The sequence below is a fragment of the Pseudomonas sp. MS19 genome, assembly GCF_013277615.1.
GTDB lineage: Bacteria > Pseudomonadota > Gammaproteobacteria > Pseudomonadales > Pseudomonadaceae > Aquipseudomonas > Aquipseudomonas marincola.
This window is the reverse complement of record NZ_VBTO01000005.1, coordinates 374,655-386,387: the sequence shown is the minus strand read 5'-3', so window position 1 is coordinate 386,387 and position 11,733 is coordinate 374,655. Positions and strand designations below refer to the sequence as shown.

General features: G+C 43.1%; 11 protein-coding genes. All 11 read right to left on the bottom strand.

All coding sequences use genetic code 11. The annotated features are described in order from the left end of the window. Window positions 1-489: 489 nt before the first annotated feature. From FEZ62_RS04185 to FEZ62_RS04135, 11 genes are read right to left on the bottom strand one after another with little or no spacing between them, the layout of a single operon-like run. The gene (locus FEZ62_RS04185; protein ID WP_345940430.1) at window positions 490-1,422 is read right to left on the bottom strand and encodes a glycosyltransferase; all 933 of its coding nucleotides are present in this window, start codon (window positions 1,420-1,422) and stop codon (window positions 490-492) included. A gap of 29 nt (window positions 1,423-1,451) precedes the next feature. Then, window positions 1,452-2,471 (bottom strand): NAD(P)-dependent oxidoreductase, encoded by a 1,020-nt coding sequence (locus FEZ62_RS04180; protein ID WP_172926895.1) that lies wholly within the window; start codon window positions 2,469-2,471, stop codon window positions 1,452-1,454. After that, on the bottom strand, window positions 2,456-3,685 hold the full coding sequence (locus FEZ62_RS04175; protein WP_345940429.1) for an O-antigen ligase family protein: 1,230 nt from the start codon (window positions 3,683-3,685) through the stop codon (window positions 2,456-2,458). The genes FEZ62_RS04180 and FEZ62_RS04175 overlap by 16 nt, the downstream gene beginning before the upstream one ends. A 34-nt stretch (window positions 3,686-3,719) precedes the next feature. Further along, window positions 3,720-4,811, bottom strand: a complete 1,092-nt coding sequence (locus FEZ62_RS04170) for a hypothetical protein (protein WP_172926893.1) — start codon at window positions 4,809-4,811, stop codon at window positions 3,720-3,722. 43 nt (window positions 4,812-4,854) lie between these two features. Beyond that, window positions 4,855-5,913, bottom strand: coding sequence for a pseudaminic acid synthase (gene pseI / locus FEZ62_RS04165; RefSeq protein WP_172926892.1), 1,059 nt, complete (start codon window positions 5,911-5,913; stop codon window positions 4,855-4,857). 2 nt (window positions 5,914-5,915) lie between these two features. Beyond that, window positions 5,916-6,473 (bottom strand): UDP-4-amino-4,6-dideoxy-N-acetyl-beta-L-altrosamine N-acetyltransferase, encoded by a 558-nt coding sequence (gene pseH, locus FEZ62_RS04160; RefSeq protein WP_172926891.1) that lies wholly within the window; start codon window positions 6,471-6,473, stop codon window positions 5,916-5,918. A gap of 18 nt (window positions 6,474-6,491) precedes the next feature. Then, window positions 6,492-7,520: a UDP-2,4-diacetamido-2,4,6-trideoxy-beta-L-altropyranose hydrolase gene (gene pseG / locus FEZ62_RS04155; protein WP_242454877.1), complete on the bottom strand. Its 1,029-nt coding sequence runs from the start codon at window positions 7,518-7,520 to the stop codon at window positions 6,492-6,494. Window positions 7,521-7,570: 50 nt separating this feature from the next. Beyond that, window positions 7,571-8,278, bottom strand: coding sequence for a pseudaminic acid cytidylyltransferase (gene pseF / locus FEZ62_RS04150; protein WP_172926889.1), 708 nt, complete (start codon window positions 8,276-8,278; stop codon window positions 7,571-7,573). Next, window positions 8,275-9,435 (bottom strand): UDP-4-amino-4,6-dideoxy-N-acetyl-beta-L-altrosamine transaminase, encoded by a 1,161-nt coding sequence (gene pseC / locus FEZ62_RS04145; protein WP_172926888.1) that lies wholly within the window; start codon window positions 9,433-9,435, stop codon window positions 8,275-8,277. The genes pseF and pseC overlap by 4 nt, the downstream gene beginning before the upstream one ends. 3 nt (window positions 9,436-9,438) lie before the next feature. Then, on the bottom strand, window positions 9,439-10,437 hold the full coding sequence (gene pseB, locus FEZ62_RS04140) for a UDP-N-acetylglucosamine 4,6-dehydratase (inverting) (RefSeq protein ID WP_172926887.1): 999 nt from the start codon (window positions 10,435-10,437) through the stop codon (window positions 9,439-9,441). 27 nt (window positions 10,438-10,464) lie between these two features. Beyond that, window positions 10,465-11,715, bottom strand: a complete 1,251-nt coding sequence (locus FEZ62_RS04135) for a hypothetical protein (protein ID WP_172926886.1) — start codon at window positions 11,713-11,715, stop codon at window positions 10,465-10,467. Window positions 11,716-11,733: the final 18 nt, after the last annotated feature.

The following is an 11,733-nucleotide window of genomic DNA, read 5'->3' as shown; positions in this document are numbered from 1 at the left end:
AACTGTATTACTCGAATTCACTGAAGATTAGTGAGCCATGTCCATTAGCAGAACTTCAAAACCAAAAAGCACTCTCCAGCCGAAATAAGTTGCTATGAAAGCCCACTTAGAATGGCTCAACTCACAAATAACAGCACAGCAACAGACCTAACACCATTGAACGGGCAAAAAACATATCTGCTTCCAACATCTGGGAATAGAATCATGAGTCTGTCAAAAGCAAAACTTCATCTGCAATGAATAAATGATCTTGGGCTGCGAGAACCCGACCGATAGTATTGCCTACAAAAAAAGAGAAGGATGAGAAACACTAAGCCGATAGACTCTGCATAAAATGCATAACCGCGGCATACTCAACTGGCTCAGCAGATCTTAGAGGTTAGCGTTAGCCTGGGTATATAGCTGACGTAGATGAAGACTTAACCCTCAAAAAACACTTGTGAGTTATCGCCCCCCCCAAAAAAAGTGAGATTCAGGCTATTGCTATTGCTATATCTGCGCGTAACGACTGTCCCAGTAGCCCTTATACATACCCATCTTCTTCTTTAAATAGATAGGCAGATATTTCTCTTTTTGACCAAGTTTGTAGGCCAACAACTTGCAAGCATTGCGCAAAATCGATGCGGGCCATAAATATATATAACGCAAGCCTAGAAATCTGAGTTCAGACTTGACGTAACGAAACCCTTCACCGCCAGCCCCGCCGAACTGCTCACGTATCCATGGCTCACGCGCATGAAAAACTCCCATGTCAAAGTAGCGGCGAAACTCTTCAAGAACGGTGTAGTTATGGGAATGCCTACAAACAGCATCGCCGGCATAAGCTATTTTCCAACCGGCCACTAGCATTTTGGCAGCAACATACATATCTTCTGCAAAAATGACATGCTTAGGAAAACCACCAACACTAATGAGCGCTTCGCCACGATATGCTGCAAATGAATTGGACATGAACGCAGTCTTAATGCCAAGGTCTGGAACATCACAGTAGGATTTAATTACACTTGAGCCTGAATAATTAAATGCTCGCGCATGTTGAGCTAAGGGGTTTGCATTGAAGTGAGGCAGCTGGCGACCACATACAGCGGCAACTTTATCGTCCTCAAAGTATCTGGTCAAATGCAAGATTGCGTCGGGTTCTTCCAGATAAGCGTCTTGAGTTAAGAATACATATATATCGTAGCCAGGATTGGTGGATACCATCATCTGACGCGTCCCCCCGTGATTAAAATCACTTCCGGGGATGGTCACAACGCACTCGACTTTCGATCGTGCTAACTCGGCAGTTCCATCAGATGAACTGGAGTCGACAAGGAAAAGATCAAACGCAGCACTCTGTTTTTCAAGAGAACACAACAATCGACACAGATCACTCCGACCATTATATGTCGGAACGATGCAAGCGACTTTAATATTGGCGATACTAGTAAAGTTTGACATTCAGCCTCTGGTCAATTCCACTCTTCAGGACAGCTTTTTTTCCAATCAGAAAAGGCGCTCTCGAGTGTATATATGTATAAATATCCATTATTGGTCAAATAACCCGGGGAAATATTATTTGAACGCACCAACTTTTTTATTCGTACAGGACTGAAAGGGTGCTTGATAGCAAAGGGCTTAGCAAGCATCTCAATAATGTATGCTGCAGCCAAAATCATCGGATACGGAATTCCGATAATCATACGCTTACAGCTTGTAACCTTACAGACTGTAGCAACATAATCTTCGATAGAAGGCCCTGGGTCCATAGACATATTAAACAAGCTCACACGCTCTTCAATAATATCTTGTCGTTGCAATACCCACCACATGGCATTGCAGAGCTCTTTGACATATACACCCGCTTTACATGTCGAGCGGTTCCCCATGTAAAAGAAATAGCGGTGTAAAACTGCCTTAATTAGGCGTGAAACATTACCTCCCTCGCCCGGCCCAAAAACAACCCCAGGTCTAACTATGACTAACTGTCGATTTTCCTGATCCCTAGCTTGCCATGTACGATGTATATATTCCGCGACCAGTTTTGAACCGCCGTAAGGTGACGTAGGCACAGGTATTGCTGACTCATCTTTCACTGCTTCAGCGGAGCCATAAGGCGAAATTGAACTTGTGAAGATGAGACGATCACAGCCTGTTTTCTCAGCCCAAGCGCAAATATTCTCCGCTCCAAGAAGGTTAGTCTCATAGTATTCACAGTCATTGTGCCCTGGTTCACGATGAACAGCTGCGAAATTAGCAATTAACGTGACAGGCTCTTCGGGAAACCAATCGATATCACTCCTAACATCGCCAGTGATCGTAACTACATTGATATTAGAAGAAATCAACGACCGCCTGAAATCGCTGGCCTTATCACTAATACCCTCCAAGTCGTAAAGGTAAACTTTATCAAAATGATTGTTTTTGATTAAGAAGTCAGAAAAGAACGAACCAATAAAACCCGTACCACCGAAAATCACCGCACAGGACATAACTGCGCCTCCGTATCATTGAAACAAAATAAATAGCGTATTATCCAAAGAAAATAGAAGACGACTCCTGCAGTGGGACCGAGCAGAAAGCAATTTACTAGACCCACAGCCAACCACATTATCATTGCAACATACCAAACGAATTCAGAACGGCCAACGCTGCCTCTGAATAAACTATTAAATCTATATAGCCTATACAGTAAAGTCAGAGTGAGGAATAGACCGATTACACCAACATCTTTGACCCAAGATAGCCATTGAAGCTCATAAAGCCAAGGATTAAGCTCAAACCGATAATACGCTTTGGAGTATGCTCCGAAACCGTTGCCAAACAATACGTTATCATTGACCATTTCTACCAGAACAGGGTACATATCCAACCGGATAGTGTCACTAACTCCAGCCTTCTCACCAGAATAACGTTCAACAATGAAGCTGATAACAAATGCAGCATCAACAAACAATAAACACAGAACAATCATGAACAAACAAAAAACACCAACTATTCGTGTAGTGAATTCAGCACGAAAGAAGAAGTACGAGAGAAAAAGAACAAATGAATAGAACCATAAATATCGCGAGTAGGACACAATCAAAGCGAAAACTATGACACACAAACCAAACCAACTACCACGCCTCCATCCGCCGACAAAATAATACAACAGAACGAGAGGAAAAACAAAATCATTGACGTTATTGATGCGAACAAAGTCACCCGCTATTAGCGTAATCGGTAACAACCCGAAAATACTCTGATGCCAATCAATGAACTGACTATACGTGGCGACATGCAGATACAATAAAATGAAAACTATGACTTTTGCCAATCCGAACAGTAGGGCCGAGTTGACTATTACATTAGAAACCCTAGCTAACGTGAGTCCAGCCGAGCGATAGGCATAAACCCCAAAATAGACAGTACTGAACGTCGCCAGGACATCGGATAGCTCACCAAATACACTGTAATCTGGATAACCGTTAACCAAACCTATAAGCGCCCAAAACATCAAGCACAAACAAATGAAGAACCCAGCTAACATCCAAGAAATCTGAGCTTTACGATTACATGCAATATCAAAAATACATGATACGACTACCGCTAAAAAAAGACCTTGTCTAATGGAAACACCAAAAATGCTGCCAGATGGCGATACAACACAGAATATTAGATAGCACAGGAATAGAAAAGAAAATAATCGCGCCGAGAATCGCATATCGTGCAAGGGTCGCTCTGACACAGCACAACTTCTATTCATGTTTATTGAACTCACGAACTAACAAAGCAGCCGCCTCTTGCGCAACACGCCCTCTATTACTTAAATTGAAAACACGCGAGCAGTCTATTTGCCCATATCCAATCCAGCCTGATTGTATATCAACTAGAGGCTTAACGCCTACTGACTCATACCATGTTGAGTTATTCTCATAGAAACTCTTCGGCACCATCAGCTTACTTTGCAACTCGATATAGGCCAACTCGAAGGAAAGTGTCGAAACCATTGATACAAAACACACTGCACCACCAAAGTTTTCGTTAACCTGAATACATTTACCAAGCCCTCCACTCACAATTTCGACATCTAGACCCAGCGATTCATACTGCCCCTTATTATCCCTCGGATGTACAAGTATAAAAAAACGCAAACCATCAGCTAAAGCGGCTACTGCGAGCTCGCGACAAAATTCAACCTGTTGACATTGCCCCTTATAATCACCATGCCACGAAAAAGCACTCGTAATAAACACAACCGCTTGAGGAGTGTAATTTAAATCTTTCTTAGAGCTTGCTTCATAGCACTTATCAATATCGAAAGGTCCAACATCATAAATGCTACGCACCATATTATTACCTAAATATCTAGAAGTTACTGGCCCAGTTGTTAAACCTACATCACCAACACTTCCAATTAGGCCTAATCTTCTCAAATGTTTTTTAAAACCTATATCGTCAGCCCCCTGTACAATGATACTTCTTACAACCGAAACCAACAAAAGCTTATCTCTTAAGAGAAACTTCAGAACCCTATGATAAACAAGCGAAACACCAACGACTAGCACTGTAGAACGCTTCGAGCGCATTAAGAAATATAACTGAAGCGCTATATACAGAGACTCAATGAAACGCAATAAAACGTTAAGCGTTTTGAACTGCCCAGAAAATAAACGCTTGCACGAAACAATGTTGTCAAACGAATCCTCAAATTTCTCTTGAGAGTACAAAGACATGCTATTGAAAATAGTGACATTAAACCCTTTATTAATTGTCAAAACTTCATCAAGCAAGCTTAATATAGATTCCAACTCACCTTTATTTTCACAAGAGACTACTAGATCGGTCATTCAGCTAACCTTCAATCAAACACATACAAACCTGGAAGTGAGATTACTCACACCAGCCACTAACATACTCTCCTTTCACGGGCTCATTTAGATCTACGTCGCACAAAATTTTCTTACCTAACAAACTATGGTAATACTTGGGTTGCAACCCATATCCTGGCCTAACACTTCTGATGCAGTCAGGTGTAATTAATTCACCAGCCTTCATACTCTTAACAAAGTACAAAGAGCGACGAAACTTAACGTTGCCGACCTCGCTCGATTTTTGACCATAGTCAACGGCTCCAAGCGCACTCCAAGCAGTCTTACTATTACTACACAGTGCTTTCATCTCCAATGGCTCTAATGAAAAGCTATCATCTGGACCACCTCCCTGACGATCTAGTGTGAAATGCTTCTCAATAATCGATGCTCCGAGAGCAACACTCGCAATAGCAGTAGTATTGTCGATCGTGTGATCGGACAACCCAGTCACTAGCCCGAATCTACTGATCATGTCAGGAATTATGCGTAGATTATAATCATCCGCTGGTGCGGGATAGCCACTGACGCAGTGTAGAATTGCCAACTGCTCACACCCCCCCTCTCTCGCGGCAGTGATTGCTTCTGATATTTCATCTGAATCAGCCATACCCGTGGATATAATCATTGGCTTCCCCGTGCTCGCCACATACTTGATCAACGGTAGATCAACAGCCTCGAACGAAGCAATTTTGTAAGCAGGCGCATTCAAACTTTCAAGCAAATCAACTGCGGTATTGTCAAATGGAGAGCTGAATATTGTAATTCCGATTTTTTTGGCATACTCAAATAAGGGTTTGTGCCATTCCCAGGGCATGTGAGCTTCTTCATATAACTCGTAAAGTGTACGACCATCCCAAAGCCCACCGCGTATACAAAACTCCTCTTTAGCGCTATTCAGAGTAATCGTATCTGGCTTGTAAGTTTGTAGTTTGACCGCATCAGCGCCCGCTGTTTTAGCAGCTGCTATTATATTTAATGCGGTATCCATGTTTCCATTGTGGTTAGCAGAAAGTTCGGCAATTATATAAGGAGGGCAATCCAGCCCGATAGTACGATTATTTATCACTATGTTATTCATGGTTAAACACTCTTATTCAACAGCATTAGTTTGTGTTTCATGTCACCTCGAATCTTAATCCACTCAGGAGCCAAAATTCCTAACCGGTATACGTCGACATAGTCATCGTCTAACAAATACTGTTTTCTGAAAATTCCTTCTACTTGAAATCCGAATTTTTGGTGTAATTTAATTACCGGTGAATTGTAGGCCAGCACTTCACAACTTAATTTCTGTAACTTTAGTGATTGGAATGCAAAGTCAAGCGCAAGAAACTCCATTCGGCTTCCCGTACCTTTCGGAGCATCACCAGCAGCATAAAATGCCCACGTAGAATTTGAACTGATACGATCGATATTCGTAAAAGCAATTACTCCAGAAGGTTCACCTCTATACTCGTACATAAAATATCGATTAACATTGGATTCACGTATTGAAACCCACCATTTCTGGTGCTCACTGGCTGATATTTCATGTTGGTTGTACATATTGCGTCTGACTGCAGGTAGGTTGCGCCAGCTTCGCATTAGCTCTATCTCATGATCGGCAACATCTCTTAAACAGCCAAAATCAGTCTCCAATTTATTCTCCTAATACTTTTATAGCAAAGCTTCAACTACGCGCCTACAGCCGGAGCCATCAGTTATGCGTGATGCACAGCCAATCATATTGGTCAAAACAGAACCATCGTTTATCACACTCTTAAGATAACTATTAAGCAAATAATCAAACTCACTCTCGAGCGTTAAAATAACAGCGGCGCCCTGTTTCTCTAAAGCTCTAGCAGATTCTACTTGATTTGAGGCTAATATAACCATCAAAGTGGGCACTCCTAAGCAACACCGTTCCCAAGAAGTACTACCGGCAGCGCCAATCACCAAATCGCACTCCGCCATCAACGCGGCCATATTGGTAACGTTTACTTTAATATCAATTAGGTGAGACATTGAGAGAGCTTGCAACCTGATACTCTCGACCCAAGGTGCTCTAGCTCCCATAATCACAGTGACACGGCAATTTTTTGGTAATGTACAATGCTGTAATGCTGACAAAACTCTTCCTGTCGCATTATCTTTGTCAACCCCACCCATATTAATAATTATATGTTGAAGGCTTGGTCGCGCTCTTCGCTGAAGACTGTACTTTCTTAGTTCAGAGAACTCTTGGCGTAGCAACGTATATTTCGGCCCAGCAAGAATTTTGCAATTGTCAGGTACTAACTCTCTATAATCATTAGCTTGTCTACCCAAATTTTGATCAATTACAACATCACAGCAATGTTCACGATCAGCCAGATCATCAATAACTATTAGTTTCTGGCACAAGGGCTTGATCTCTTCCTCCCAGGCCCTATCGATGGCATAGTGATCCACGACAATCCATGTAGGTATCAATGTGTTTAAGATCAGTAGGCTGGCTTGTGCATCTCGCGTTTGTGTACTCCCCAACCAAGACGAATGTCCCAGCCCATTAATCTCGGCTATGGCATTGTCTTCAACAGGTATCTCATGAACGATATGACCCGCTTCACGTACTTGCTGTATAAGATGTCCTGAATGATTCTTGCAAATAAAGTGGCATTCAGCTCCTTGTTTTCTTAGGGCACCTGCAAGTGTTAGACAGCGCATAACATGGCCGCTCCCAATCTGCAGAGACGCGTCCACTCGAAATACAACTATCATTCTGACATGTTACCAAGTTGAGCTTTCATGGCCCTAAACAACCACTCAGCACGTAGCCAGTCTTCAGGAGTATCTATATCTTGTACACGATGTCGAGGAAGTCTAATAGGTACAGACGATGATCCAAAAATCATTTTGCCTTGGAGCCAAGCTTCAGCCCTCCCCCAGTAAAATTGCCCGGCATCATGGAAGGCCTCTTCAAGATCCTGAGAGCGGGTATTGAAGTTTTCATTGCTAAACATCTCTAAACGTTCATCTTTAGTAATACGAACTGCACGCTGGATTGGAAAGCCGTAGCTGGCCACTGACAATGCAAAATCGCAGTCACTAGATTTCAGCAATTCATATCCTCGTTGAATATCTTCCGCAAATACAAAAGGTGCAGTGGCATAAAGGCAACAGATATGCGTGGGATGTATGCCTTGGGCAATGAACCACTGAATCGCATGATTGACAACAGGAGTGGTTCCTATGTAATCACCTGATAATTCATCTGGACGTGTAAATGGAACACTTGCACCGTACTCGCGTGCAACCTCTGCAATATAATCGTCATCAGTGCTGACAACTATATGCTCAAAGCAACCGCTTGCTAAAGCAACCTCAATCGACCATGCGATCATAGGCTTACCGCAGAAATTTTTAATGTTCTTACGGGGTATACGTTTGCTACCACCACGCGCTGGAATCACAGCGAGCTTCATGAGCACAGCACCTTACGAAGAGCTGCAACTACAGCATCCTGCTGATCATCCGTCATCGTTTGGAACATAGGTAAAGTAATAGACTCTCGGTAATATGCAATTGCCTCCGGAAAGTCATCAGCTTTGAATCCCTTACATTCGTAATAAGGCTGAGTGTGAACGGGTATGTAATGTAAGTTGACACCGATACCCAGCTCTCGCAGCAACTCGAAAACTTGGCGATGCGTAAGCTTTAATTTATCAAGCTGAAGGCGAATTACATAAAGGTGTAAACCTGAGTAACTATCAGGATGCTGCCAGGGTAGCTTGACTGGCAGATCATCCATTAGGAGATCGTATCTCCTAGCCAACTCATGACGTCGAGCAACGTAGTGGTCTAAACGCTGCATCTGGCTAACCCCTAGTGCAGCCTGTAGCTCAGTCATTCGATAATTAAAGCCAAGATCTATCTGCTGGTAGTACCAAGGTCCATCGGCCTCGTGAGTCATCTTTGATGTTTCACGGGTGATGCCATGACTACGCAGCAGAGCCATACGCTCTGCCAAGTGCTCATCATTGGTCAGTGCCATTCCACCCTCTGCGGTTGTAATAATTTTAACCGGATGAAAACTGAAAACTGTGATATCGCTAAAACGGCAGTTACCAATATATTGTTTCTGGTATCTGCCACCAATGGCATGCGAAGCATCTTCTATAATCTTGAAACCGTAGCGTATGGACAACTCATGAATAGCTTGCATATCACATGGTTGGCCACAGAGATGAACAGCTACTACGACCTTAGGCAGCTTCCCATTTTCCTCTGCTTGTGCCAATTTTCGTGCCAGAGCATCAGGACATAGGTTGTAGGATCGAGGGTCGATATCTACGAAATCCACTTGTGCCCCACAGTACAAGCCACAATTAGCCGAGGCTACAAATGTGACAGGGCTTGTCCACAGATAATCGCCAGGAGCTAAGCCTAATGCTAAGCAGGCTATATGCAATGCCGAAGTTGCGCTGTTCACAGCTAATGCGTACTGCGCACCAACATGCAGCGCAACGGCTTCTTCAAAACGCGGCACCATCGGACCTTGAGTAAGGAAGTCCGATTGTAAAACGTCTACAACAGCATCTATATCTGCTTGGGTGATGTCCTGCCGGCCATAAGGAATCATGGATTAGATGCTCCCAATCTTCTCGCGATTCTGTTCTATCCACGACTTCAATGACTCGTCGTCCATCCATTCAGTGTTGTTATCACTTGAATAGACGAAACCTTCGGCTACCTTACTCCCTTCTTTAATGCGCTTGGGGCATGTAGCCCATTCATTGATTACCGGCAAAATCTTAAAATGCTCAGGGTACTCATAAGTGTAGTAGGAGTCTTCCGCACTGATCATCTGCTCGTGGAGTTTCTCTCCCGGCCGTATCCCAATGACCTCTTGCTTGGCATCTGGAGCGACTACCCGAGCCAAGTCAGTCACTTTCATTGATGGAATTTTCTTAACATAGATCTCACCACCCTCCATGTCTTCAAATGCATGCCAAACTAGCTCAACTCCCTCTTCCAGAGAAATCATAAAACGCGTCATGCGATTATCTGTTATCGGCAGAACGCCTTTATCTTTGATTGACATGAAGAAAGGGATTACAGATCCACGTGAGCCCATCACGTTGCCGTAGCGAACTACTGCAAAACGAGTGTCATGCCCGCCAGCATAGGAGTTCCCACTAACAAAAAGTTTATCTGATGCAAGTTTAGTAGCACCATAGAGATTGATTGGACTACTTGCTTTGTCTGTAGAAAGCGCCACGACGCGCTTCACCCCTTTATCAATACATGCATCAATAAGATTCATTGCACCATTGATATTAGTTTTTACACACTCAAAAGGGTTATATTCAGCTGTTGGAACAATTTTAGTCGCGGCAGCATGTACAACATAATCTACACCGTCGAGGGCACGATACAAACGTTCACGGTCGCGTACATCTCCAATAAAGAAACGCACACGATTATCACCTTGGAACTTTTTTGCCATCTCCCACTGCTTCATTTCATCCCGCGAATAAATTATCACTCGGCGAGGATTGTAGCGTGACAAAATCATTGGAACGAACGTATGACCAAACGAACCAGTACCGCCAGTGATTAAAATGGACTTATCATCAAACATGTGTAATACCTTTGGTTAAACTATTAATCAATAAATAAGATACTGCTTAGGGCTTAGACGTGTATATTCGACAATTTTCCATATCAGAATACAAATCAGGCCAATTGCAACACCCATTGGCACTGCAAAAGCAGGCCAAAAACTGGACAACATCAAAGTTGCTAATACAAATACTATTAATCCTGCGATATGACTTCTAATTATTGGTCGATCTAATCCTTGAGCATACAGCGCATAGTGGGGGATCATCCCTAGCGCATAAGAAACCATCCCTAATAGAATCCAAGGAAACATTGCCTGCTGCTCTATATAAAGAGGTTTATCAAGAAACTTCAAAAGAGGTCCTATCAATAAAAGTGCAGCGACTACAAACAACACCGAGAGTGCTATTGTCTGGACTGCCAGTTTTTTTACACCTTTTCGGTAGTCTGACGCATTCTTTTTTTGGAAAGAACTAATAAGCTTTGGGTAAATAAAAGCAAAAACACCTGCATCTAAAAATGCCATCAAGGAATTACTGAACCCCATGAAGAGTACATAGGCACCTAGTACATCTAGCCCTCCAAGCGCCTCAAGCCAATATCTGTCAATTGTGAACAACCCCCGTAATGCCAAGGTTGAAACCAGTAAAGGCAAAGCAACTTTTAGCCCTTGAGAAATCCAGTACCAATCGACCTTCTGTGACCACCCTTGGATCTGAAGGTGGTGGAGTTTGTACAAAGCAAGGAGCAAAGCGGTCCCTCCTCCTACACTCCACGCGAGTAGCACAGCCTGCAAGGTTCTATACTCAGGGTGTAAATACATTATCCCCGTAATCAGCACAGCCCAGGCACCCTGCCGCAGAAACAACATCACATTCGCCATCAGAGGTTCAGAAACTGCAATTAGTAGGCGCATGAACTCTTGATTTAAATGCTCAAGAATAACTAGGACAAAAAACCAACCTGCTAGCCACCACGGGAGAGTATCGCTCCAGAATATGCACACCAACAGAGGCAGGAATATGAAATACAACATCAGCGCCAAGGCACCATGACTTTTCAATAACCCACCCCAGTCTTCACGAGAACTTTTGATAAGCTCACGAGTTGTGAAGGTGTAGAAATCCATTCCTAGAAGATATAATGCATACCCTATAGTAGCTACTAACAATCCATACAAGCCTAACTCAGCAGGAACCAGATAATGAGCTAGAAAAAAAACCAATAAAAATCTTGATCCGAGCGTTACTGCTCGTAGAGAAATACTTATTAACAGCGTGATCTTAGGTCGAAGCATGAGCTTTCTGTAAGGCAT